At 65.6% G+C, this 22,925-nt stretch carries 23 protein-coding genes and 1 tRNA gene; 15 read left to right on the top strand and 9 right to left on the bottom strand.

All coding sequences use genetic code 11. The annotated features are described in order from the left end of the window. Window positions 1-5: 5 nt before the first annotated feature. Window positions 6-260 (bottom strand): glutaredoxin 3, encoded by a 255-nt coding sequence (gene grxC, locus HNP46_RS09220; protein WP_184587987.1) that lies wholly within the window; start codon window positions 258-260, stop codon window positions 6-8. Window position 261: 1 nt separating this feature from the next. Next, window positions 262-684, bottom strand: coding sequence for a rhodanese-like domain-containing protein (locus HNP46_RS09215; protein ID WP_184587985.1), 423 nt, complete (start codon window positions 682-684; stop codon window positions 262-264). Window positions 685-829: 145 nt separating this feature from the next. Between HNP46_RS09215 and gpmI the strand changes: the two genes are divergently transcribed. The 4 genes from gpmI (at window position 830) to HNP46_RS09195 (ending at window position 5,921) form a co-directional block, all read left to right on the top strand. Further along, a complete protein-coding gene (gene gpmI / locus HNP46_RS09210; RefSeq protein WP_184587984.1) occupies window positions 830-2,365 on the top strand; it encodes a 2,3-bisphosphoglycerate-independent phosphoglycerate mutase in 1,536 nt (511 codons plus the stop codon). Window positions 2,366-2,504: 139 nt separating this feature from the next. Next, window positions 2,505-3,797: a murein hydrolase activator EnvC family protein gene (locus HNP46_RS09205; RefSeq protein ID WP_184587982.1), complete on the top strand. Its 1,293-nt coding sequence runs from the start codon at window positions 2,505-2,507 to the stop codon at window positions 3,795-3,797. Between the two features lie 27 nt (window positions 3,798-3,824). After that, window positions 3,825-5,135 (top strand): S41 family peptidase, encoded by a 1,311-nt coding sequence (locus HNP46_RS09200; protein WP_184587980.1) that lies wholly within the window; start codon window positions 3,825-3,827, stop codon window positions 5,133-5,135. A gap of 3 nt (window positions 5,136-5,138) precedes the next feature. Then, window positions 5,139-5,921 carry a divergent polysaccharide deacetylase family protein gene (locus HNP46_RS09195; protein ID WP_184587978.1) on the top strand — a complete coding sequence of 261 codons (783 nt, stop codon included), beginning with the start codon at window positions 5,139-5,141 and terminating at the stop codon, window positions 5,919-5,921. Between the two features lie 205 nt (window positions 5,922-6,126). Here the strand turns inward: HNP46_RS09195 and HNP46_RS09190 are convergent, their stop codons facing one another. The 7 genes from HNP46_RS09190 to hisB all read right to left on the bottom strand — a co-directional run bounded on the left by HNP46_RS09190 (window position 6,127) and on the right by hisB (window position 11,149). Continuing rightward, complete coding sequence (locus tag HNP46_RS09190; RefSeq protein WP_184588177.1) at window positions 6,127-6,882, bottom strand: substrate-binding periplasmic protein; 756 nt, start codon at window positions 6,880-6,882, stop codon at window positions 6,127-6,129. A 152-nt stretch (window positions 6,883-7,034) separates the two neighbouring features. After that, window positions 7,035-7,790 carry a substrate-binding periplasmic protein gene (locus HNP46_RS09185; RefSeq protein WP_184588175.1) on the bottom strand — a complete coding sequence of 252 codons (756 nt, stop codon included), beginning with the start codon at window positions 7,788-7,790 and terminating at the stop codon, window positions 7,035-7,037. 242 nt (window positions 7,791-8,032) lie between these two features. Next, entirely contained in the window at window positions 8,033-8,803 is a 771-nt protein-coding gene (hisF, locus tag HNP46_RS09180; protein ID WP_184587976.1) for an imidazole glycerol phosphate synthase subunit HisF, read from the bottom strand. A gap of 60 nt (window positions 8,804-8,863) precedes the next feature. Beyond that, a complete protein-coding gene (hisA, locus tag HNP46_RS09175) occupies window positions 8,864-9,613 on the bottom strand; it encodes a 1-(5-phosphoribosyl)-5-[(5-phosphoribosylamino)methylideneamino]imidazole-4-carboxamide isomerase (RefSeq protein WP_184587974.1) in 750 nt (249 codons plus the stop codon). Between the two features lie 40 nt (window positions 9,614-9,653). Then, window positions 9,654-9,914 (bottom strand): DUF2164 domain-containing protein, encoded by a 261-nt coding sequence (locus tag HNP46_RS09170; protein WP_184587972.1) that lies wholly within the window; start codon window positions 9,912-9,914, stop codon window positions 9,654-9,656. A gap of 3 nt (window positions 9,915-9,917) precedes the next feature. Continuing rightward, on the bottom strand, window positions 9,918-10,556 hold the full coding sequence (gene hisH, locus HNP46_RS09165) for an imidazole glycerol phosphate synthase subunit HisH (RefSeq protein WP_081515338.1): 639 nt from the start codon (window positions 10,554-10,556) through the stop codon (window positions 9,918-9,920). Continuing rightward, a complete protein-coding gene (gene hisB / locus HNP46_RS09160) occupies window positions 10,556-11,149 on the bottom strand; it encodes an imidazoleglycerol-phosphate dehydratase HisB (RefSeq protein ID WP_015479330.1) in 594 nt (197 codons plus the stop codon). Before hisB ends, hisH begins: the two co-directional genes overlap by 1 nt. A gap of 141 nt (window positions 11,150-11,290) precedes the next feature. Here hisB and panM point away from each other — a divergent pair, with 141 nt between their 5' ends. The 11 genes from panM (at window position 11,291) to HNP46_RS09105 (ending at window position 22,681) form a co-directional block, all read left to right on the top strand. Next, a complete protein-coding gene (panM, locus tag HNP46_RS09155; RefSeq protein WP_184587970.1) occupies window positions 11,291-11,689 on the top strand; it encodes an aspartate 1-decarboxylase autocleavage activator PanM in 399 nt (132 codons plus the stop codon). Between the two features lie 139 nt (window positions 11,690-11,828). Beyond that, on the top strand, window positions 11,829-14,057 hold the full coding sequence (locus HNP46_RS09150; RefSeq protein WP_184587968.1) for an AsmA family protein: 2,229 nt from the start codon (window positions 11,829-11,831) through the stop codon (window positions 14,055-14,057). Beyond that, window positions 14,054-15,121, top strand: a complete 1,068-nt coding sequence (gene mutY / locus HNP46_RS09145) for an A/G-specific adenine glycosylase (protein ID WP_184587966.1) — start codon at window positions 14,054-14,056, stop codon at window positions 15,119-15,121. The genes HNP46_RS09150 and mutY overlap by 4 nt, the downstream gene beginning before the upstream one ends. Next, a complete protein-coding gene (locus HNP46_RS09140; RefSeq protein ID WP_138213851.1) occupies window positions 15,118-15,390 on the top strand; it encodes an oxidative damage protection protein in 273 nt (90 codons plus the stop codon). Before mutY ends, HNP46_RS09140 begins: the two co-directional genes overlap by 4 nt. A gap of 78 nt (window positions 15,391-15,468) precedes the next feature. Beyond that, window positions 15,469-15,544, top strand: a tRNA-Phe gene (locus HNP46_RS09135). A 231-nt stretch (window positions 15,545-15,775) separates the two neighbouring features. Further along, window positions 15,776-18,106 carry an LTA synthase family protein gene (locus HNP46_RS09130; RefSeq protein WP_184587964.1) on the top strand — a complete coding sequence of 777 codons (2,331 nt, stop codon included), beginning with the start codon at window positions 15,776-15,778 and terminating at the stop codon, window positions 18,104-18,106. Between the two features lie 305 nt (window positions 18,107-18,411). Further along, window positions 18,412-19,185: an ABC transporter ATP-binding protein gene (locus HNP46_RS09125; RefSeq protein WP_184587962.1), complete on the top strand. Its 774-nt coding sequence runs from the start codon at window positions 18,412-18,414 to the stop codon at window positions 19,183-19,185. Window positions 19,186-19,199: 14 nt separating this feature from the next. Next, window positions 19,200-19,952: an ABC transporter substrate-binding protein gene (locus tag HNP46_RS09120; RefSeq protein ID WP_184587960.1), complete on the top strand. Its 753-nt coding sequence runs from the start codon at window positions 19,200-19,202 to the stop codon at window positions 19,950-19,952. Window positions 19,953-20,008: 56 nt separating this feature from the next. After that, window positions 20,009-20,704, top strand: coding sequence for an ABC transporter permease (locus HNP46_RS09115; RefSeq protein ID WP_184587958.1), 696 nt, complete (start codon window positions 20,009-20,011; stop codon window positions 20,702-20,704). Next, on the top strand, window positions 20,701-21,393 hold the full coding sequence (locus HNP46_RS09110) for an ABC transporter permease (RefSeq protein WP_184587956.1): 693 nt from the start codon (window positions 20,701-20,703) through the stop codon (window positions 21,391-21,393). Before HNP46_RS09115 ends, HNP46_RS09110 begins: the two co-directional genes overlap by 4 nt. Before the next feature lie 37 nt (window positions 21,394-21,430). Beyond that, complete coding sequence (locus HNP46_RS09105) at window positions 21,431-22,681, top strand: methyltransferase (protein ID WP_409372420.1); 1,251 nt, start codon at window positions 21,431-21,433, stop codon at window positions 22,679-22,681. Window positions 22,682-22,925: the final 244 nt, after the last annotated feature.

Here is a 22,925-nt window from a genome sequence, read left to right as displayed (position 1 = left end):
AGGGATCACGCCGTCAGCAGCGTGTCCAGCTTGCCCGCGCGTTCCAGCGCGTAAAGATCGTCGCAGCCGCCGATGTGGGTGGAGTCGATCCAGATCTGCGGCACCGAGGTGCGGCCGGCCTTGCTGGCCATCTCGGCGCGGATGCCGGGCTTGCCGTCCACCGAGATTTCCTCGTAGGCGACACCCTTTCGGTCCAGCAGGGCCTTGGCGCGGATGCAATAAGGGCACCACGCGCTGGTGTAGATCAAGATCGACGGCATCTCACTTCACCAGGGGCAGGTTGTCGCCGCGCCAGCTGCCGATACCACCGGAGAGCTTGGCGGCGGTGTAGCCGGCCTTCTGCAGCACGCTGCACCAGGTGCCCGAATGCTGGCCCATGCCGTCGACCACGATGATGGTCTTGGCCTTGTGCTTGTCCAGCTCGCTCATGCGCGCGTTCAGTTTGTCGGCCGGGATGTTCAGCGCATCGACGATGTGGCCGGCGGCGAATTCCTTGGTCGGACGGATATCCAGCACGATGGCCTGGTCGGCGTTGACCATGGCAGTCAGCTCGCGGGTGGACAGCGCGCGGCCGCCCTTGCGCATTTCGTGCAGGGCCAGCAGCACCAGCAGGATGACCAGGGCACCGACCAGCAGGTAGTGGTGGGTGGCGAATTCGATCAGACGAGGAAGAAACGAAGACATGCGCAGGACATCCAGACGTAAAAATGCCGGCCAGTATACACGCGCGTATCTGACGGCTGAACCCTGCCAATCATGGCGTCTGTCGGCACCAACCGGTAAAATGTCGGTCCTTTTCTGACCCCTATTCTCGGAAAGAGCCGTAACTATGACTGCAACGCCCAAACCGCTGGTCCTGATCATTCTGGACGGCTTCGGCCATAGCGAGAGCCCGGAATACAACGCCATCTACGCCGCGAAGAAGCCCAACTGGGACCGCCTGCTGGCCAACCAGCCCAACGGCCTGATCTCCGGCTCGGGCATGGACGTCGGCCTGCCCGACGGCCAGATGGGCAACTCCGAGGTAGGCCACATGAACCTGGGCGCCGGCCGCGTCGTCTACCAGGACTTCACCCGCGTCACCAAGGCCATCCGCGACGGCGAGTTCTTCCACAACCCGGTGCTGACCGCTGCCGTGGACAAGGCCGCCGGCGCCGGCAAGGCCGTGCACATCCTCGGTCTGCTCTCCGATGGCGGTGTGCACAGCCACCAGGACCACCTGGTCGCCATGGCCGAACTGGCCGCCCAGCGTGGCGCCGGGAAAATCTACCTGCACGCCTTCCTCGACGGCCGCGACACCCCGCCCAAGAGCGCCGAGCCTTCGCTGAAGCTGCTCGATGACGCCTTCGCCCGCATCGGCAAGGGTCGCACCGCCAGCATCATCGGCCGCTACTTCGCCATGGACCGCGACAACCGCTGGGACCGCGTTGAAGCCGCCTACAACCTGATCACCGACGGCACCGCCGAATTCACTGCCGACACTGCCGTGGGTGCGCTGAACGCCGCCTATGAGCGCGGCGAGAGCGACGAATTCGTCAAGGCCACCCGCATTGGCGAACAGGTACGCGTGGAAGACGGCGACGCCGTGGTCTTCATGAACTTCCGTGCCGACCGCGCCCGCGAACTGTCGCGCGCCTTCGTCGAGCCGGGCTTCAAGGAGTTCCCGCGCCAGCGCGAGCTGCATCTGGCCGAATACGTGATGCTGACCCAGTACGCGGCGAGCATCCCGGCGCCCAGCGCGTTCAAGCCCGAATCCCTGGACAACGTCCTGGGCGAGTACCTGGCCAAGAACGGCAAGACCCAGCTGCGCATCGCCGAGACCGAGAAATACGCCCACGTGACCTTCTTCTTCTCCGGCGGCCGCGAAGAGCCGTTCGAAGGCGAAGAACGCATCCTCATCCCCTCGCCCAAGGTCGCCACCTATGACCTGCAGCCGGAAATGAGCGCGCCGGAAGTCACCGACCGGATCGTCGACGCCATCGAGAACCAGCGCTTCGACGTGATCATCGTCAACTACGCCAACGGCGACATGGTCGGCCACACCGGCGTGTTCGACGCCGCGGTGAAGGCCGTGGAGTGCCTGGACACCTGCGTCGGCCGCATCGTCGAGGCGCTGGACAAGGTCGGCGGCGAGGCGCTGATCACCGCCGACCACGGCAACGTCGAGCAGATGGAAGACGCCATGACCGGCCAGGCGCACACCGCGCACACCTGCGAGCCGGTGCCCTTCGTCTATGTCGGCAAGCGCCAGCTGAGCATCCGCGAGGGCGGCGTTCTGGCGGACGTGGCGCCGACGCTGCTGAAGCTGATGGGCCTGGAACAGCCCAAGGAAATGACCGGCAAGTCCATCGTGACCCTGCTTTAATGAGGGAAAATCTGATGGGAACGTGAGCCAGCTCCCGCCGGTCAGAGCAAACGCCCCACGCCATGCGGCCTGGGGCGTTCTTTTTACGGCCCGCCACGGGCATACTAGCCCGGTCCAGAATCCAGGTGCCCGCCGCCCAATGCCTCGCGCCCTCCTACCGCTGCTGCTGATCTGCCTCCTGAGCCCGCTCGCGGTCGTCGCCGACGAACGCGCCGACACCCAGCGCCAGCTGGAGCAGACGCAGAAAGACATCAATGAGCTGAAGAAGAACCTGAAGAACATCCAGGACGAAAAGTCCGGGGTGCAGAAGCAGCTCAAGTCCACCGAGACCCAGATGGGCGACCTGGAAAAGCAGATCAAGCAGATCCAGGACGAGATGAAGAAGAACGAGGACGAGCTGCAGCGCCTCGACGGTGAGAAAAAAAAACTCCAGGGCGCACGCCTTGAGCAGCAACGCCTGATCGCCATCCAGGCTCGTGCCGCCTACCAGAGCGGCCGTGAGGAATACCTCAAGCTGCTGCTGAACCAGGAGCACCCGGAGAAGTTCAGCCGTACCCTCACCTACTACGACTACATCAACAAGGCGCGCCTGGAGCAGCTCTCCGCGTTCAACGAAACCCTGCGCCAGCTGAGCAGCGTCGAGCAGGAAATCACCTCGCAGAAGGACGAACAGGTCGCCCAGCAGAGCGCCCTCGAAGCCCGCCGCCAGGAACTGGCCGAAGCCCGCAAGGCGCGCCAGGAGACCCTGGCCAAGCTCAACAGCGACCTGAAGGACAGCGGCAGCAAGCTGAAGAACCGCGAGCAGAGCCAGGAAGACCTGAACAAGGTCCTCAAGACCATCGAGGAAACCCTCGCCCGCCAGGCCCGCGAAGCCGAGGAAGCGCGCCAGCGCGCCCTGGCCGCCGAACGCGAGCGGGCCAGGCGCGAGCGCGAACTGGCCGAGCGCGGCGACAAGCCCGAAACCCCGAGCAAGCCCCGCGCCGACTACAGCGGCCCGCTGGTCTCCAGCGGTGCCGGCTTTGGCGGTGCCTTTGGCGCGGCCAAGGGCAAGCTGCCCTGGCCGGTGGACGGCCGCGTACTGGCGCGCTTCGGCAGCCCGCGCGGCGACGACCCCCGCGCCACCTGGGACGGCGTGCTGATCGGCGCCAACGCCGGCAGCACCGTGCGCGCCGTACATGGCGGCCGCGTGGTGTTCGCCGACTGGCTGCGCGGCGCCGGCCTACTGGTCATTCTCGACCACGGTGGTGGCTACCTCAGCCTTTATGGGCATAATCAAAGTCTTCTGAAGGACGCCGGCGATACCGTCAAAGCGGGCGATCCCATTGCAACCGTGGGAGCCAGCGGGGGTCAGAGTACTCCGGCGGTGTATTTTGCCATTCGCCATCAGGGCCGCCCGGCGGACCCTTCGACCTGGTGTCGCACGCAGGGATAGGCGGCGAACACGCATTAGGAGCCAAACATGTCGCAAGCTTTCCGTCTCACTACCCTGGCCCTGGCCTTGCTGCTCGGCGCTGGCGCGGTTCAGGCCGCCGACGCCCCGGCAGCAGCTCCGGCGACCAACGGCAAGGAGGCTCCGCTGCCGCTCGATGAGCTGCGCACCTTCGCCGAGGTCCTGGACCGGGTGAAGGCCGCGTACGTCGAGCCGGTAGACGACAAGACCCTGCTGGAGAATGCCATCAAGGGCATGCTCAGCAACCTCGACCCGCACTCCGCCTACCTCGGCCCGGAAGAGTTCGCCGAGCTGCAGGAAAGCACCAGCGGCGAGTTCGGCGGCCTGGGCATCGAGGTCGGCAGCGAGGATGGCTTCGTCAAGGTGATCTCGCCGATCGACGACACCCCGGCGGCCAGCGCCGGCATCCAGCCGGGCGATCTGATCGTGAAGATCGACGGCAAGCCGACCAAGGGCCAGTCGATGAACGAGGCGGTGGACAGCATGCGCGGCAAGGCCGGCTCGCCCATCACCCTGACCATCGTGCGTGGCGGCGGCAAGCCGTTCGACGTCACCCTCAAGCGCGCCATCATCAAGGTCAAGAGCGTGCGCAGCCAGATGCTCGAACCGGGCTACGGCTACCTGCGCATCACCCAGTTCCAGGTCAACACCGGCGAGGAAACCGTCAAGGCGCTGGCCAAGCTGCGCAACGACAACAAGGGCAAGCTCAAGGGCCTGGTGCTGGACCTGCGCAACAACCCCGGCGGCGTGCTGCAGTCGGCGGTGGAAGTGGCCGACGCGTTCCTCACCAAGGGCCTGATCGTCTACACCAAGGGCCGCATCCCCAACTCCGAGCTGCGCTTCTCCGCCGACCCGGCCGACCCCAGCGATGGCGTCCCGCTGGTGGTGCTGATCAACGGCGGCAGCGCCTCGGCGGCGGAAATCGTCGCCGGCGCCCTGCAGGACCAGAAGCGCGCGATCCTCATGGGCACCGACAGCTTCGGCAAGGGCTCGGTACAGACCGTGCTGCCGCTGAACAACGACCGCGCCCTGAAGCTCACCACCGCGCTGTACTACACCCCCAACGGCCGCTCCATCCAGGCCCAGGGCATCACCCCGGACATCGAGGTGGAACGCGCCAAGGTAACCCGCGAGCAGAGCGAGTTCGACGGCTTCAAGGAAGCCGACCTGCAGGGCCACCTGGCCAACGGCAACGGCGGTCAGGATCGCCCGACCACCGCCGGCAAACCGCCGGTGGACAAGCCGCAGGATGGCGACTATCAGCTCGCCCAGGCCCTCAGCCTGCTGAAAGGACTCAGCGTCAGCCGCGGCAACAACTGACCGATGCGCTCGGCCCGGCTGCTGTTCGGCCTGTGCCTGGGCGCGCTGCTGTGCCTGCCGGTGGCCGCCGCGCCCCGGCCGGACAGCAGCAAGCCGCTGGTCAGCATCGTCATCGACGACCTCGGGCAGAACCTGGCGCGCGACCGCCAGGTCATGGACCTCTCCCCCGCCATCGCCCTGGCGATCATCCCCGGTACGCCCCACGCGGCGGATCTCGCGCGTGAAGCGCACCAGCGCGGGCGCACCATCATGCTGCACATGCCGATGGACCCGGCCGGCGGCGAGTACGCCTGGACTCCGGAACTGACCCAGGACGAGCGCGCCCGCCGCCTCGATGCCGCCCTGGCGCAGGTGCCCTACGTGCAGGGCCTGAACAACCACGAAGGCAGCCGCATGACCGCCGACCGCCCAGCCATGGCCTGGCTCGCCGCGCAGCTGCAGCAGCGCCACCTGTTCCTGCTCGACAGCCGCACCAGCGCCGCCACCGTGGCCGCCGCTGAGGCCCAGAAGATCGGCCTCGCCAGCCTGTCGCGGGACGTGTTCCTCGATGACGACCCGAGCGAGGCCGCAGTGATGGAGCAGATGCAGCGCGGCCTGGCGCTGGCGCGCAAGCAGGGCACGGTGGTGATGATCGGCCACCCGAAGCCGGCCACCCTCGCCGTGCTCAAGCGCGTGCTGCCCACCCTGAAAGCCCAGGGCTTCGAGCTGGTGAAACCTTCGCTGATGATCGCCGAGCGCGGCAACCGCGCCATGGCGGGGCATGGGCAGAATGGTGTTTACCGCTGAATCAGCCCCCGGCGAGCACAGCTCTCGCCAAGCGCACGGATATCCCCTCTCCCTTCAGGGAGAGGGTTAGGGAGAGGGGCTTGCAGGCAACTCCAGCGTCAAGCGCCGCCCTCTCCCCCGCCCTCTCCCTGAAGGGAGAGGGAGCTGATCGGAACGAAGCCCGGCAGCGTCGTCTTCCGGCCATCCCCGCATGCGAGCAAGCTGATTACAGGTAGTTATTGGTCGCCTGCTCGATGAACCCATCGGCGCGCATCTCGTCCAGCGCCTTCTGCAGTCGCGTCACCACCTCGTCCGGGGTGTCCTTGTTGATTGCCAGGTAGAGCTGGGCTTCGTTGAAGCGCAGCACGGTCTGCAGGCCGGAGACGCCCTCCTGCTTGGCCAGGTAGCGGCCCACCGGGTCGGTGGTCGCCCACAGGTCGATCTCGCCGCTGGTCAGCTTCTTCACGTTCTCCTGGTCACGCAGCGCGTTGAGCACCGGGATGCCCTGGCTCTCCAGGTTCTGGCTGACGGCGTCGTTCTTGTAGGCGCCGAGCTTGTACTTGGCGGCGTCCTTGAGGTCCTTGACCTTGATCGAGCTGCCCGGCGGCGCCAGCAGCACCCAACTGGTCTTGGCGATCGGCCCGACCCACTTGAACAGCGGCACGCGCTCGGGCGTGTAGGTGGTGGAGAACAGCCCGTAGTCGGGCTTGTCCTGGGTCAGCTTGTACAGGCGATCCCAGGGGAAGCGCAGGCTCAGGCTGTACTGGATGCCGGCGCGCTTGAACATCTCGCGGACGATATCGGTGCTGATGCCGTCGATGCCCTCGTCACGGGCGAAGTTCTTGTCGTCCACCGCCATGTTGAAGGGCGGGAAGTTTTCGGTGAGCAGCACCATCTTGTAATCGACGGGCAACTCGGCGTGGGCCGTGGCGGCCCCCAACAGCAGGCCCAGGGTCAGGGCCTTGTTCAGGACTTTCAGCATGGTCATACCGCTCGCTTGGTTATCGTTATTGGGCTTGCGGCATCCCTGCAGAGGGGACGGAATACTTCGCTCGTCTGCCTTCCGTGGCAAAACCGGCGCCGAGGGGTGTCGACGCCAAACACGAAGGCCGGCGAGTGGCCGGCCTGCGGGTGTCACAGGTAACTGTTGAGCACGTCGTCGACGAAACCTTCGGCGCGCATCTTGTCCAGGGCGCCCTGCAGTTTCTGCACCACTTCGTCGGGGGTCTCGCGGTTCAGCGCGAGGAACAGCTGGTCACTGTTGAAGCGCAGCACGGTCTTCAGGCCGGTGACGCCGACCTGCTTGGCCAGGTAGCGACCGGCCGGATCACCGCTGGCCCACAGGTCGATCTGGCCGTCGCGCAGCTTGGCGGCATTCTCCTGGTCCCGCAGCGCCAGCACCGGCTCGAAGCCGTGTTCACCCAGGTACTGGGCCATGGCGTCGCCCTTGTAGGCGCCGACGCGGTACTGCTTCGCCTCGTCGAGGTTGTTCAGGCTGATCGGGCTGTCGGCCTTGGCCAGCAGGACCCAGTCGTCCGGACCGATCGGGCCGACCCACTTGAACTGCTTCTCGCGCTCGGGCAGTCGCGCGGTGACGAACACACCGTAGCCGGGCTTCTCCAGCGCCAGCTTGTAGATGCGGTCCCAGGGGAAGCGCAGGGTCAGGCTGTACTGCACGCCGGCACGCTTGAACATCTCCTTGACGATATCCACGGCGATGCCGTCGATGCTGTCTTCCTGGGCGAAGTTCTTGCCGTTGATGGCCATGTTGTAGGGCGGGAAGTTCTCGGTGAGCAGCACCACGCTGTAATCCGAAGAATCCGTTTCGGCCCTTGCCGCGCCGGCCAGGAGCAGGCCGCAGCCCAGCCAGGCGAGCAGAATGCGCTTCAGCATCGAGATATTTCCTGCGTATGACAATTCTGAGAAGCCGCAGAGCTTACTCGGAGAATTGACGCCAATAAACCCTATGAATATGGCAATGAGATACGCATTCGCCATTAGCTTGACTGCAGGCTTTGTTGGCCAGGCCCCGCGCGCAAAGGTATGCGGCGACAGGCCGCAGCAGCGGGTCGCTCGTGGGGAGATGTCAGAAAACTGCCATCGGGCCGGGAGGACCCCGGCCCGGAAGGGTGTCAGCGTACGACGATGCCGCGGCTGGCCAGGTAGGCCTTGGCCTCCGGCACGCTGTACTCGCCGAAGTGGAAGATGCTCGCCGCCAGCACCGCGTCGGCCTTGCCTTCGAGGATGCCGGCCGCCAGGTGCTCCAGGTTGCCGACGCCGCCGGAGGCGATCACCGGCACGCCCACGGCCTCGCTGATGGCGCGGGTCACGCCCAGGTCGTAGCCGCTCTTGACGCCGTCCTGGTCCATGCTGGTCAGGAGGATTTCACCGGCGCCCAGGCCTTCCATCTTCTTCGCCCACTCCACCGCATCGAGCCCGGTGGGTTTGCGGCCACCGTGGGTGAAGATTTCCCAGCGTGGGGTTTCGCCGGGGGCCGACACCTTCTTGGCGTCGATGGCGACCACGATGCACTGCGAACCGAAGCGCGCGGCGGCTTCGCCGACGAACTCGGGAGTGAAGACGGCGGCGGTGTTGATCGAGACCTTGTCCGCACCGGCATTGAGCAGGTTGCGGATGTCCTGCACCGTCCTGACGCCGCCGCCCACGGTCAGCGGGATGAACACCTGGCTGGCCATGCGCTCGACGGTGTGCAGCGTGGTGTCGCGGCCATCGACGCTGGCGGTGATGTCGAGGAAGGTGATCTCGTCCGCGCCCTGCTCGTCGTAGCGACGGGCGATTTCCACCGGGTCACCGGCGTCGCGGATGTTCTCGAACTTGACGCCCTTCACCACGCGGCCGTTGTCCACGTCGAGGCAGGGAATGATGCGTTTAGCCAGGGTCATTGCTTTCTCCGAAAGCAGCTTCAAGCGACAAGCCTCAAGCTGCAAGTAAGAGCTTGTGGCTTACAGCTTGCCGCTTGCCGCTTCACGATCGCACAGCGCCTGCGCTTCGGCGACGTCCAGGGTGCCTTCGTAGATCGCGCGGCCGGTGATGGCGCCGACGATGCCCGGGGTGCGGGCGTCCAGCAGCTTCTGGATATCACCCAGGTTGTGGATACCGCCCGAGGCGATCACCGGGATGCGCGTGGCGTTGGCCAGGGCCGCGGTGGCTTCGACGTTGCAGCCCTGCATCATGCCGTCCTTGGCGATGTCGGTGTAGACGATCGCCGAGACGCCATCGGCTTCGAAGCGCTTGGCCAGGTCGATCACCTGCACTTCGCTCACTTCCGCCCAGCCGTCGGTGGCGACAAAGCCGTCTTTGGCGTCGAGGCCGACGATCACCTTGCCGGGGAATGCCTTGCACGCTTCGGCAACGAATTCCGGCTGCTTGACCGCCTTGGTGCCGATGATCACGTAGCTGACGCCAGCGCGCACGTAGTGCTCGATGGTTTCCAGCGAACGGATGCCGCCGCCGATCTGGATCGGCAGGGTCGGGTAGCGCTTGGCGATGGCGGTGACCACGTCACCGTTGACCGGCTTGCCTTCGAAGGCGCCGTTCAGGTCCACCAGGTGCAGACGGCGGCAACCGCCCTCCACCCACTTGGCGGCCATGGACACCGGGTCGTCGGAGAACACCGTGGCGTCTTCCATCAGGCCCTGGCGCAGGCGCACGCAGGCGCCGTCTTTCAGATCGATTGCGGGGATGATCAGCATGGGTTGAACCTGCTCGAAGCCAAAGATGAATGGGGTCGGGTCAGCTCTTCTCGAGCGCCCACAAGTCGCTTTCGATGCTCTCGAACCGGTCTTTCAGGTGAGATTGCACGTCGAAGATCGCCTTGTTGTAGAACAGCGGGCCGAACTCGCGCAGGAAGAAGTCCAGCGCCTCTTCGGCCTCGAAGGAGCCCACGCCCAGCTCGAAGCGGTCTTCGAGGAAACGCTGGATGGCCCGCGCCGCGCTCTGGCGCTGGGCGCCATCGAGCTCGAGGATCGCGGGCTTGTCCTTCTGCCGGGCCATGGCTTACCAGCGCCCGTCCCAGGCGGCGAAGTTCTGCAGCAGCTGCAGGCCATGGGTATGGCTCTTCTCCGGGTGGAACTGCACGGCGAAGCGCGAGCCGTCGGCCAGCGCGGCGGCGAAGTCGACGCCGTAATGACCGCGACCGACCACCTGGCGCGGGTTACCGGCCTGGATGTAATAGCTGTGCACGAAGTAGAAGCGCGCGCGGTCCGGGATGTCGTGCCACAGCGGGTGATCCACGCTCTGCGCCACTTCGTTCCAGCCCATGTGCGGCACCTTCAGGTGCTCGCCGTCCTCGTGCAGGTCCTTGCCGAAGAAGCGCACCTGGCCGGGGAACAGGCCGATGCAGTCGACGCCATCGTTCTCCTCGCTGCGCTCCAGCAGCGCCTGCATACCGACGCAGATGCCGAGGAACGGACGGTCCTGGCTGACTTCACGCACCAGGCTGTCGAAGCCCAGGCGCTTGATCTCGGCCATGCAGTCACGGATCGCACCGACACCGGGGAACACCACGCGGTCCGCCTCGCGGATCACGTTGGCGTCGCTGGTCACCAGCACACGCCCGGCGCCCACGCGCTCCAGCGCCTTGGACACCGAGTGGAGGTTGCCCATGCCGTAGTCGATGACGGCGACGGTCTGCATTACAGGCACCCTTTGGTGGACGGCATCTGCCCGGCCATGCGCTCGTCGAGCTCGATGGCCATGCGCAGCGCGCGGCCGAAGGCCTTGAACACGGTTTCGATCTGGTGGTGGGTGTTGTGCCCGCGCAGGTTGTCGATGTGCAGGGTGACGTTGGCGTGGTTGACGAAGCCCTGGAAGAACTCCATGAACAGGTCGACATCGAAGCCACCGACGCTGGCGCGGGTGAACGGCACGTGCATCTGCAGGCCGGGGCGGCCGGAGAAGTCGATGACCACGCGCGACAGCGCCTCGTCCAGCGGCACGTAGGCATGGCCGTAGCGGCGGATGCCCTTCTTGTCGCCGATGGCCTTGGCGAAGGCCTGGCCGAGGGTGATGCCGATGTCTTCGACAGTATGGTGGTCGTCGATATGCAGGTCGCCCTTGCACTCGATGTCCAGGTCGATCAGGCCGTGGCGGGCGATCTGGTCCATCATGTGCTCGAGGAAGGGAACCCCGGTATCGAAGCGGGCCTTGCCCGTTCCATCCAGGTCGATGGAAACCTTGATCTGGGTTTCCAGGGTGTCGCGCGCGACGGATGCCTTGCGTTCGGCCATCACCAGCTCCACAGCTAACACTGCACGTAATTATAAGAAGGGGCGGCATTATAGGCGTGCCGGGCGCTGCACGGCTATGGGCGGTGGTCGGCGCTGGCCGATGGTCCTAAACTGCGCGGCTCGTCTTTCAAGGATTGCCCGATGCCCGTCGTCGTCCAGCACCTGACCCAGCCCAGCGAGCAGGACCGCCAGGACCTGCTGAAGATCTACGCCGACGCGCCGGACTGGCTGCTGGCGCCGTTCGCCGATGCCGCAGAGCTGGTCGAGCGTGGACTTGCCGAGGGCCGGCTGTTCACCGGGCGCTTCAACGACCGCCTGCTGGGCGCGGCCTGGATCGCACGCGACGGCGATATCTGGCGCCTCTCGCACCTGTGCGTACGGCGCATCACCCGTAATCGCGGCGTGGCCCGGCGACTGCTGGAAGAAGCCCAGCGCCTGGCCGTGCTGCAGGGCGCGGCGCTGCGCCTGGTCGCCCCGGAAAGCCGCGCCGAAGCCGCGCAGTTTGCACAGCATCTCGGTCTGACGCTGCAGCCGGCCTGATCCGCCAGCGCCGGGAACCGCGCGCCCGACGCCGGTTCAAACCCCGCAATGACTATCCCGCCTTCACGGGCTGGGGTGCCGCTGCGTGATTGGTATACTTCTCCGCTACTTCACTCGCCGCCTGAACAAGGACCCGTCCATGAAAGCGTTCGGCAAAATCATCGGCATCATTGCCCTGGTCCTGCTGCTGCTCATCGTCGCCGCCGGCTTCGTGCTGACCCACTTCTTCGACCCGAATGACTACAAGGACGAGATCCGCCAGATCGCCCGGGACAAGGCCAACCTGGAGCTCAACCTCAAGGGCGACATCGGCTGGAGCCTGTTCCCCTGGCTGGGCCTGGAGCTGCACGACACCAGCGTGGCCAGCCTGCAGACGCCGGACAAGCCGTTTGCCGACGCCCAGTTGCTGGCCATGTCCGTGCGCGTGCTGCCGCTGCTGCGCAAGGAAGTGCAGATGAGCGACATCCGTGTCGAAGGCCTGACCCTCTCCCTGAACAAGGACAAGAATGGCGTCGGCAACTGGGAAAGTATCGGCAAGCCCGCCCAGCCGGCCAATGGCACGCCGCCCGCCGCACAGCCTGCGCCGGCGCCCAGCGAGCAGGCCAAGGCGGACGCGCAGGAATCCCACCAGGCGATGAAGCTGGACATCGACAGCCTGAGCGTGAAGAACGCCCGCATCGACTACGCCGACGCCCAGAACGGCAAGAACTACAGCGTCGAAGGCATCGAGCTGACCACCGGCGCCATCCGCGAAGGCAGCAACATCCCGGTGAAGCTCAACGCCTACCTGGGCACCAACCAGCCGGTGATCCGCGCCCGTACCGAGCTGACCGGCAACCTGCGCTTCGACCGCGCGCTCAAGCGCTATCAGCTCGAAGACGCCAAGCTGTCCGGCGAAGTCTCGGGCGATCCGTTCCAGGGCAAGACCGCCAACTACAGCGCCCAGGGCCAGCTGGTGCTCGACCAGGCCGCCCAGGTCGCCGAGTGGAACGGCCTGAAGATCACCGTCAACCAGCTGCGCGCGCTGGGCGAGATCAAGGCCCGCGAGCTGGACAAGGAGCCCAAGTTCGATGGCGGCCTGTCGCTGGCGCCGTTCAACCTGCGCGAGTTCCTCGAAGGCATCGGCCAGACCCTGCCGGCCATGGCCGACGCCAACACCCTGACCAAGCTGGAGCTGGCCACCCGCGTCAGCGGCACCCGCAACAGCCTGACCCTGGGCGACATCAAGCTGAAGCTGGATGACAGCAGCTTCAGCGGCACCCTGGGCATCGCCGACTTCGGCAAGCAGGCGATTCGTGCCCAACTGGCCGGCGATAAGCTCAACCTCGACCGCTACCTGCCGGCCAAGGTCAAGCAGGCCCAGGACGCGACCAACAGCGCACGCAAGGCCGAAGTCGACGCCACCGCGCAGAGCGCCATCAAGGGCGACACCCCGCTGCCCAGCCAGCCGACCCAGCAGGCCTGGAGCGACGCCCCGCTGCTGCCCGTCGCCCGCCTGCGCGCGCTGGACCTGGACGCCAACCTGACCCTCGGCCAACTGACCCTGGACAAGCTGCCCATCGAGAACGCGGTGCTCAAGCTGCGTGGCCAGGGTGGCCTGCTCAGCCTCGACGACCTGCGCGGCGAGCTGTACGACGGCAAGTTCAACGCCGCTGCGACCCTCGACGTGCGCCAGGACGTACCGACCCTGAAGGTGAAGAAGCACATCGCCGACGTGCCGGTGGAGCGCCTGCTCGAATCCCAGGGCCAGAAGCCGCCGGTGAAGGGCCTGCTGGACCTGGACGCCGACATCACCACCCAGGGCAACAGTCAAAAGGCCTGGATCGACAACCTCAACGGCACCGCGCGCTTCGTCATGACCCAGGGCGTGCTGCTCAACGCCAACCTCGAACAGCAGCTGTGCCAGGGCATCGCCACCCTTAACCGCAAGTCGCTGAGCGCCGAGCACGGCGGCAAGGACACGCCCTTCCGCGAACTGCAGGGCAACCTGACCTTCCGCAATGGCGTGGCCAGCAACCCCGATCTCAAGGCCAGCATTCCCGGCCTGACGGTGAAGGGCGACGGCGACCTCGACCTGCGCGTGCTGGGCATGGACTACCGCGTCGGCGTGACCATTGAAGGCGACAAGAGCGACATGCCCGACCCGGCCTGCGAAGTGAACAAGCGCTACGTCGGCATCGAATGGCCGCTGCGCTGCCGCGGCCCGCTGGAACTGGGCGCCAAGGCCTGCCGCCTGGACAAGGATGGGATCGGCAAGATCGCCGCACGTCTGGCCGGCGACCGGCTGAACGAAAAACTCGAAGAGAAGCTCGGCGACAAGGTCAGTCCCGAACTCAAAGACGCACTCAAAGGGCTGTTCAAGAAGTGACCCCGCAAAGCTTCAACTCGGCCGTGCTCGACTGGTTCGACAGCCACGGCCGCCATGACCTGCCCTGGCAGCAGAACATCACGCCCTACCGGGTGTGGGTGTCGGAAATCATGCTGCAGCAGACCCAGGTCAGCACCGTGATGGGCTACTACGACCGCTTCATGACGGCTATGCCGACCGTGGCGGACCTGGCCAATGCAGCGGAAGACGAAGTGCTGCACCTGTGGACGGGCCTGGGCTACTACACCCGCGCCCGCAACCTGCACAAGACCGCGAAGACGGTAATGGAGCAGCACGGCGGCGAATTCCCCCGCGACGTCGAACAGCTCGCCGAGCTGCCCGGCATCGGCCGCTCCACCGCCGGCGCCATCGCCAGCATCTCCATGGGCCTGCGCGCGCCGATCCTCGACGGCAACGTCAAGCGCGTGCTGGCGCGCTACATCGCCTGCGACGGCTATCCGGGCGAGCCCAAGGTGGCCAGGCAACTGTGGGAGGCCGCCGAGCGCTTCACGCCGCACGCACGGGTCAACCACTACACCCAGGCGATGATGGACCTGGGCGCCACGCTCTGTACCCGCAGCAAGCCCAGCTGCCTGCTCTGCCCGCTGCGCGAAGGCTGCCGGGCGCACTTCCTCGGCCGCGAGAGCGACTTCCCGGTGTCCAAGCCGCGCAAGGCGCTGCCGCAGAAGCGCACGCTGATGCCGATCCTGGCCAACCGCGAGGGCGACATCCTGCTCTATCGCCGCCCGTCGACCGGCCTCTGGGGCGGCTTGTGGAGCTTCCCCGAGCTGGACGACCTCAGCGCCCTCGACCCGCTGGCGCAGCGCCACGCCCTGCGCCTGGGCGAGCGCCGCGAACTGCCCGGCCTGACCCACACCTTCAGCCACTTCCAGCTGGCCATCGAGCCCTGGCTGGTGCGCGTCGAGGACGCCGCCCCCGCCGTGGCCGAGGCCGACTGGCTCTGGTATAACCTCGCCACCCCGCCGCGGCTCGGCCTTGCCGCCCCGGTGAAGAAGCTGCTCAAACGAGCCGCCGACGTGTTGAACGCAGGAGAAATGTCATGACCCGACTGGTGATGTGCCGCAAATTCAAAGAAGAGCTGCCCGGCCTCGATCGCGCACCCTATCCCGGCGCCAAGGGCCAGGACATCTACGAGCACGTCTCGAAGAAGGCCTGGGAAGAATGGCAGAAGCACCAGACCATGCTGATCAACGAGCGGCGCCTGAACATGATGAATGCCGAGGACCGCAAGTTCCTCACCGCCGAAATGGACAAGTTCCTCTCCGGCGAGGAATACGCGCAGGCCGAGGGCTACGTCCCGCCCAGCGCGTAAGCTTCGGTATTATTTGAAAAATTTTTTCGCGGCACGCTTGACACCCCTTTCGAAAACCCTTTTAATGCGCGCCACGTTGCCCAGGTAGCTCAGTTGGTAGAGCAGGGGATTGAAAATCCCCGTGTCGGCGGTTCGATTCCGTCCCTGGGCACCAAGCCTTCCGAAAAGCCCCTGAAATCGCGAGATTTCAGGGGCTTTTTCATTCCCCCCCGCACAAGTCCCTCCCCCGCCCCCGCAAGCTCCCACGTTTCGTATCGAATGTTTGCTTAACCACAGTGTCTACTGGCACATAGCACACCGATCTTTCAGAATCATGACCATCCGGACGATTCTCACACTTCAGTGGGATACCCTCCGGGATTCGATGTTTCGTAGCGGAGTCACTGTGCGCAAACTCATTAGCTGGTGGAATTCCCGGGGCAACCTGGTTTCCCTGTCTGCCCTTTTCCTGCTGGTCCCGGTGATCGGCCGCTACAGCCTTGGCTGGGGTTCCCCGCTGGGCTATCTGTCGGACCTCGCGCTGGGCACGCTGCTGGTCGTCGCGCTGCACAACCGCCGGCTGTTCATCGCCATTCCGGTCATGCTGATCTGGGCATTGTCGGTGATCGGCACCGCCGAGCTGGTCAGCGCCGTGGGCCGCATGCCTGCGCCGGAAGACCTGCACTTCCTCGCCGACCCGACCTTCGTCGCCAACTCCACCGAAGGCGGCGGCCTCAACCACCTGCACCTGGCGATCATCATCGGCGCCGGCATCCTCGCCTGCGCCCTGCTCTGGCGCCGCCGCGAGAAGCCGCTGCCGCGCTACGCCTACGCGCTGCCGGCACTGCTGCTGGCCGGCCACTTCGGCGTGCAGTACTTCCAGCCCAGCGACGCGGAGATGTGGAAGCAGTTCAACCTGCCGCACCAGCTGGTGTCCCGCGCGGTTACCGGCGGCGAGATGGCCTATCAGGACTGGCGCGACCGCGACCTCCCCGAGATCAAGCCCGACGTTACCGGCCTGACCCAGCATGACCTCAACGGCACCTCGCTGCTGGCCGGCCGTGGCCAGGCGAAGAATGTGCTGATCATCGCCATGGAAGGTATTCCTGGCGCCTATGTGGCGACCAACCGCGCGGCGCTGAGCAGCAGCTACGAAGAAAACGTCATGCCGCGCCTGAGCACCTGGGCCGAGCGCGCCATGACCACCCCGGACTACGTGGTGCACAGCCACCAGACCATCCGCGGCCTCTACGCCATGCTCTGCGGCGACTACAGCAAGCTGGACAACGGCACGCCCAAGGGCGTCGAACTGCTGGGCAACCCGACCCGCGCCGCCGAGTGCCTGCCGGCGCAACTGCACCAGGCCGGCTTCAGCACGCACTTCCTGCAGGGCGCGGGGCTGCGTTTCATGGCCAAGGACAAGGTCATGCCGGCCATGGGCTTCGACAAGACCCTGGGCCGCGACTGGTTCAAGAAGAAGCCCTACCTGGAGTTCGCCTGGGGCATGGATGACAAGGCCTTCTTCGAAGGCGCGCTGGACTACGTCGGTCAGCTGCGCGAGAAGAAGCAGCCGTGGATGCTCACCCTGCTCACCGTCGGCACCCACCAGCCGTATTCGTCTACTCCGGAATACCTGGCCAAGTATCCGACGCCGCGCCAGGCCGCCATCGCCTACCTCGACGACGCGGTCGATGCCTTCCTCAAGGGCCTGGAAGAGAAGGGCGTGCTCAAGGACACCCTGGTCATCGTCACCTCCGACGAGTCCCACGGCATCGACAACGTGCGCCTCGCTTCGGCCTGGGGCCTGAACCTGATCCTCGCCCCGGAACAGGCCGCGCTGCCGCCGGTGAAGGCCGGCGTCTACGGCCACGTCGACATGGAGTCTTCGGTACTCGACTACTTCGCCATCAAGGCGCCGCAGGATATCGCCGGCCGCTCGCTGTTCCGCGAGTACAGCAACGGCCGCGAGATGGTCACCTTCACCAACGGCATGCAGCGCTACCACGACGGCAAGGGCAACTTTACCGAGTGCGACTTCCAGCAGGTCTGCCGGCGCTACAAGAGTGACGGCTTCATCGCCGACAGCGCCAAGTTCGAAGGGCGCTTCAGCGGCCGTGACGCGCGCCTGATGACCGCCCGCGCCGATATCCTCGACCAGTCGGTGACCAAGGCCCAGTCGGCCCGCGAATACCAGTTCGCGACCAAGGAGCGCATCCGCCTGAAGCCGCAGATCGACAACGAGTACACCGACAACCTGATCGGCGCGCAGTACCTGGAGTTCCCGGCCAACACCCACACCACGGTGCGCCTGAAGATCCGCGCGATCCAGATGGACGCCAATGGGGCGAAAGTGACGCTCAAGACGCGCTCCTTCGAAAAACCGGTGCCCATCCAGATGCCGGACTTCCCGCTGGTCAAACGCAACCAGCCACTGGAGGTGACCTTCGGTTTCGACAACGAGGAAGCGCGCAAGGCGTTCTCCTTCCACCTGCTGGCCGAAGGCAAGGGCGTCATCGAGATCACCGATTTCCACGTGCTGACGCAGCCGCGCAAATCGTCGATCAACGCCACCGAAGGCGGCGGCAGCGCACTGGCCGACGCCAAGCCACTGCCGATCCCGCGCCTGTCCGGCCACCCGAACCTGATGGCCAGCCAGCCGCCGGAATCCCAGGACGACATCACCCCGGCCGAAGCGGTCGACGATCCGAGCCCGCAGCTGCGGCAGATGATGCAGTGACACCCACCGGCGGCCCCAGGGCCGCCGGACTTTTATCCGACGCCACAAACTGGCACTATCGCGCCCCCGCGCACCGCCCAGCTGCACCAACGGGGCACCATCGGGCAGCGCTAGTTCAGCCCAGGCGACAAGGCCCTGCGGCAATGCGACAAATCGCCACTATCGCCGACGACCGCGGCAGCTGGGCGCTTGGCGCACCCCGGAGTGCGTGTTAGCTTGCCCCTCGCCAGGATGGCCCCGATTCTGCAGTGAACTGCTGTGAAAGCCTGCTGCAAAGCGTCCGAATAACAATAGAGGAGCCCCTTATGGCCACGGCCATGCCCGCTCTGGAAATCCGTAACCTGCACAAGCGTTACGGTGACCTGGAAGTGCTCAAAGGCATTTCCCTGACCGCCCGCGACGGCGATGTGATTTCCATTCTCGGCTCCTCCGGTTCCGGTAAATCCACGTTCCTGCGCTGCATCAACCTGCTGGAAAACCCGCACCAGGGCCAGATCCTGGTCGCCGGTGAAGAGCTCAAGCTGAAGAAAACCAAGGACGGCTCGCTGGTCGCCTCGGATAACAAGCAGATCAACCGTCTGCGCAGCGAACTGGGCTTCGTCTTCCAGAACTTCAACCTCTGGCCGCACATGAGCATCCTCGACAACATCATCGAGGCGCCGCGCCGCGTGCTGGGCAAGACCAAGGCCGAAGCCACCGAGATCGCCGAGGCCCTGCTGGCCAAGGTCGGCATCGCCGACAAGCGCCACAGCTTCCCCGCCCAGCTCTCCGGCGGCCAGCAGCAGCGCGCCGCCATCGCCCGCACGCTGGCGATGCAGCCCAAGGTGATCCTGTTCGACGAGCCGACTTCCGCGCTGGACCCGGAGATGGTCCAGGAAGTGCTCAACGTGATCCGCAAGCTCGCCGAGGAAGGCCGCACCATGTTGCTGGTCACCCACGAGATGAACTTTGCCCGCCAGGTGTCCAGCGAGGTGGTGTTCCTCCACCAGGGCCTGGTAGAAGAGCAGGGACCGCCGCAGCAGGTATTTGACAACCCGCAATCGGCACGCTGTAAACAATTCATGTCCAGCCACCGCTAACGGAGCATCACTGAATGAAGAACTATAAGAAGATCGTTCTGGCTGTCGCGGCCACCTTTGCACTGGGGAGCCAGGCCATCGCCGCCGACAAGCTGCGCATCGGCACCGAAGGCGCCTACCCGCCCTTCAACGGCATCGACGCCAGCGGCCAGGTGGTCGGCTTCGACATCGAGATCGGCAAGGCGCTGTGCGCCAAGATGAAGACCGAGTGCGAGGTCGTCACCTCCGACTGGGACGGCATCATCCCGGCCCTGAACGCCAAGAAATTCGATTTCATCGTCGCTTCCATGTCGATCACCGACGAGCGCAAGCAGGCGGTGGACTTCACCAACCCCTACTACACCAACAAGCTGCAGTTCGTGGCGCCCAAGTCCACCGACTTCAAGACCGACAAGGGCTACCTGAAGGGCAAGGTGATCGGTGCGCAGCGCGCCACCATCGCCGGCACCTGGCTTGAAGACAACATGGCCGACGTGGTCACCATCAAGCTCTACGACACCCAGGAAAACGCCTACCTCGACCTGTCCTCGGGCCGCCTCGACGGCGTGCTGGCCGACAAGTTCGTGCAGTACGACTGGCTGAAAAGCGACGCCGGCAAGGACTTCGAGTTCAAGGGCGAGCCGGTGTTCGACAACGACAAGATCGGCATCGCCGTGCGCAAGGGCGACCCGCTGCGTGACAAGCTGAACGCCGCCCTGAAGGAAATTGTCGACGACGGTACCTACAAGAAGATCAACGAAAAGTACTTCCCCTTCAGCATCTACTGATGCGCGTGCCGCGCCGCCCTGCCCCGGGCGGCGCGCGCCCTCAGGCGTGACTCCCCATGATTTTCGACCTGCACGGCTTTGGCGATCAGTTGATCGCCGGCACCTGGATGACGCTCAAGCTTTCGCTCGCCGCAGTCTGCGTGGGACTGATCCTCGGCCTGCTCGGCGCCATCGCCAAGACCTCGAAGAACAGCTTCCTGCGCATGCTCGGCGGTTTCTACACCACCCTGGTGCGCGGCGTCCCCGAGACGCTCTGGGTACTGATGATCTACTTCGGTACCGTGACCGGCCTGAACGCCATCGGCAATCTGTTCGGCTACCCCGAATTCGCCCTTTCGCCCTTCGCCGCCGGCACCTGTGCCCTGGGCCTGTGCTTTGGCGCCTACGCCACCGAGGTGTTCCGTGGCGCGCTGCTGGCGATTCCCAAGGGTCACCGTGAAGCCGGCCAGGCACTGGGCCTGTCTGCCCCGCGGATCTTCTGGCGCATCGTGCTGCCGCAGGTGTGGCGCGTGGCGCTGCCGGGCCTGGGCAACCTCTACCTGATCCTGCTCAAGGACACCGCCCTGGTCTCGCTGATCAGCCTCGACGAGATCATGCGCAAGGCCCAGGTCGCCTCCAATGCGACCAAGGAGCCCTTCACCTTCTACATGACCGCGGCCTTCATCTACCTGGGCCTGACCGTCTTCATCATGGCCGCCCTGCACTTCCTCGAGCGTCGCGCCGGCCGAGGCTTCGTGAGGAACGAGCTATGACCGATCTGGAGCTGCTCCTCAAATGGCTGCCGAAGATGCTCCAGGGCGCCACCCTGACCCTGGAGCTGCTGGCCATCGCCGTGGTCGCCGGCCTCTGCCTGGCCGTACCGCTGGGCATCGCCCGCGCCTCGCGGCACTGGTATGTGCGCGCGGTGCCCTACGCCTACATCTTCTTCTTCCGTGGCACGCCGCTGCTGCTGCAACTGTTCATCGTCTACTACGGCTTCGCCCAGTTCGAAAGCGTGCGCAAGGGGCCGTTCTGGCCGTATCTGCGCGATCCCTACTGGTGCGCCCTGCTGACCATGACGCTGCATACCGCGGCCTACATCGCCGAGATCCTGCGCGGCGCCATTCACGCCATCCCGGTGGGTGAAGTGGAAGCCGCCCGCGCCCTGGGCATGTCGCGGCGCCAGGCGCTGTTCCACATCATCCTGCCGCGTGCCGCGCGCATCGCCATGCCGGCGTACAGCAACGAGGTGATCCTCATGCTCAAGGCCAGCGCCGTGGTGTATACCGTGACCCTGTTCGACATCATGGGCATGACCCGCACCATCATCGCGCGCACCTACGAGAACATGCTGTTCTTCTGCTACGCAGGGCTGTTCTACCTGCTGATCACCCTGGTGCTGACCCGCATCTTCCGCCTGCTCGAACGCTGGCTGAAGGTGGACTCCATGCAGGGCCGCTGACCGGCTCCCGTGCTCACCCACGGGGCCGCTATAATGCGTGCCCCGTGGTCCCCTCCCGCTGCGCACCGTGCATCCGAACGACACTCCCCTGACCGGCTCCGACCTGCTCCAGCGCTTCCAGGCACTGGACGGCTTCCTGCTGGAACATCAGGCGCTGTGGCGGCCCAAGCCGTTCACCGAACTGCAGCTGAGCTGGGAGGTCGATCACCCGCAGCTGGCCCACTGGCTGCGGGGCCGCAGCCTGGAAGAGGCCGAAGCTGCGCATAACACTCCCGAGTTGCTCGACGCCCCCGCGCCCTTCCCCGATCTGGCAGCCACCGCTACCCGCCTGTCCGCCGTCGGCGAGCTACCCGCCGTGCCCCTGGGCCGCCTGCCGCACCCGCTGAGCGTCGATGTTCCGGGGCGCAAATGGCAGCAGATCGAAGCCTTCGCCAGCTGCCTCGGATTCACCCAGGAGCCGCAGCACTGGCTCGACTGGTGCGCCGGCAAGGGCCACCTGGGCCGGCTGCTGGCCCGCGACGGCAAGCCGCTGCTGAGCCTGGAGTTCGATGCCGCGCTGGTGCAGGACGGCCAGCGACTGAGCGATCGCCTCGCGCTCAAGTCCCGTCATTGCCAGCAGGACGTCCTGGCAGCCGATGCCGCTACGCAGCTCAAGGCGGAACATACGGCCATCGCCCTGCATGCCTGCGGCGACCTGCACGTGCGCCTGCTGCAACTGGCCAGCGCCCGCGGCTGTCGGCAGTTGGCCGTGGCACCCTGCTGCTACAACCGCATCGAAAGCGCGCAATACCAGCCGCTCTCCGGCTCGGCACAGGCTTCTACGCTGCAGCTGTCGCGGGCCGATCTGCGCCTGCCGCAGGCCGAGACGGTCACCGCCGGCGCCCGCGTGCGCCGTCAGCGCGACGGCTCGATGGCACGGCGGCTGGCATTCGATCTGCTGCAGAGGGATATCCGCCGCAGCGCCGACTACCTGCCTACGCCTTCCGTACCGCCGACCTGGCTGGATAAACCCTTCGCCGACTACTGCCGCGACCTCGCGGCCCTCAAGGGCCTCAGCCTGCCGGAGACTATCGACTGGCCAGGGTGGGAGGCCGCCGGCTGGCAGCGCCTGGCCCAGGTGCGCAACCTCGAACTGGTGCGGGGGTTGTTCCGCCGACCGCTGGAACTGTGGCTGCTGCTCGACCGCGCCCTGTACCTCGAGGAACAGGGCTATCGCGCCACCCTGGGCGCCTTCTGCGCCACCCGTCTCACGCCGCGCAACCTGCTGCTGATCGCGGAAAGCATCTGAAACGCGCGTTCCGCCGATCCACCCACAGCACCTGTGGATAACTCTGTTCGTAACTCGGGAAAAAAGTCTGCAGGGCAACCCCGCAGACCGCTTCGCTGCGGATTGATCACTTTTTAACCACACGCTAATTATCTTTTAAATTCAAATACTTAGTAATTAACGTGACGCACCGCACAGGCGATATGCGATTTGCGTCCAACGCCGCAGCGCGTTGTGCATAAAAGCATGGAGAGGATGTAGGACA

It is taken from the genome of Pseudomonas nitroreducens (genome assembly GCF_014204515.1).
GTDB lineage: Bacteria > Pseudomonadota > Gammaproteobacteria > Pseudomonadales > Pseudomonadaceae > Pseudomonas > Pseudomonas nitritireducens_A.
Note: the sequence above shows the minus strand (reverse complement) of the source record. Positions and strands in the feature narration are given on the sequence as shown.

Coding starts and splice junctions, on each gene's coding strand:
- HNP46_RS09150 (WP_184587968.1), top strand. CDS start 11,829: ATGAAAGCGTTCGGCAAAATCATCGGCATCATTGCCCTGGTCCTGCTG.
- HNP46_RS09115 (WP_184587958.1), top strand. CDS start 20,009: ATGATTTTCGACCTGCACGGCTTTGGCGATCAGTTGATCGCCGGCACC.
- grxC (WP_184587987.1), bottom strand. CDS start 260: ATGCCGTCGATCTTGATCTACACCAGCGCGTGGTGCCCTTATTGCATC.
- panM (WP_184587970.1), top strand. CDS start 11,291: ATGCCCGTCGTCGTCCAGCACCTGACCCAGCCCAGCGAGCAGGACCGC.
- HNP46_RS09205 (WP_184587982.1), top strand. CDS start 2,505: ATGCCTCGCGCCCTCCTACCGCTGCTGCTGATCTGCCTCCTGAGCCCG.
- HNP46_RS09215 (WP_184587985.1), bottom strand. CDS start 684: ATGTCTTCGTTTCTTCCTCGTCTGATCGAATTCGCCACCCACCACTAC.
- HNP46_RS09120 (WP_184587960.1), top strand. CDS start 19,200: ATGAAGAACTATAAGAAGATCGTTCTGGCTGTCGCGGCCACCTTTGCA.
- HNP46_RS09140 (WP_138213851.1), top strand. CDS start 15,118: ATGACCCGACTGGTGATGTGCCGCAAATTCAAAGAAGAGCTGCCCGGC.
- hisA (WP_184587974.1), bottom strand. CDS start 9,613: ATGCTGATCATCCCCGCAATCGATCTGAAAGACGGCGCCTGCGTGCGC.
- HNP46_RS09110 (WP_184587956.1), top strand. CDS start 20,701: ATGACCGATCTGGAGCTGCTCCTCAAATGGCTGCCGAAGATGCTCCAG.
- HNP46_RS09200 (WP_184587980.1), top strand. CDS start 3,825: ATGTCGCAAGCTTTCCGTCTCACTACCCTGGCCCTGGCCTTGCTGCTC.
- gpmI (WP_184587984.1), top strand. CDS start 830: ATGACTGCAACGCCCAAACCGCTGGTCCTGATCATTCTGGACGGCTTC.
- hisH (WP_081515338.1), bottom strand. CDS start 10,556: ATGCAGACCGTCGCCGTCATCGACTACGGCATGGGCAACCTCCACTCG.
- hisF (WP_184587976.1), bottom strand. CDS start 8,803: ATGACCCTGGCTAAACGCATCATTCCCTGCCTCGACGTGGACAACGGC.
- HNP46_RS09170 (WP_184587972.1), bottom strand. CDS start 9,914: ATGGCCCGGCAGAAGGACAAGCCCGCGATCCTCGAGCTCGATGGCGCC.
- hisB (WP_015479330.1), bottom strand. CDS start 11,149: ATGGCCGAACGCAAGGCATCCGTCGCGCGCGACACCCTGGAAACCCAG.
- HNP46_RS09190 (WP_184588177.1), bottom strand. CDS start 6,882: ATGCTGAAAGTCCTGAACAAGGCCCTGACCCTGGGCCTGCTGTTGGGG.
- HNP46_RS09125 (WP_184587962.1), top strand. CDS start 18,412: ATGGCCACGGCCATGCCCGCTCTGGAAATCCGTAACCTGCACAAGCGT.
- HNP46_RS09195 (WP_184587978.1), top strand. CDS start 5,139: ATGCGCTCGGCCCGGCTGCTGTTCGGCCTGTGCCTGGGCGCGCTGCTG.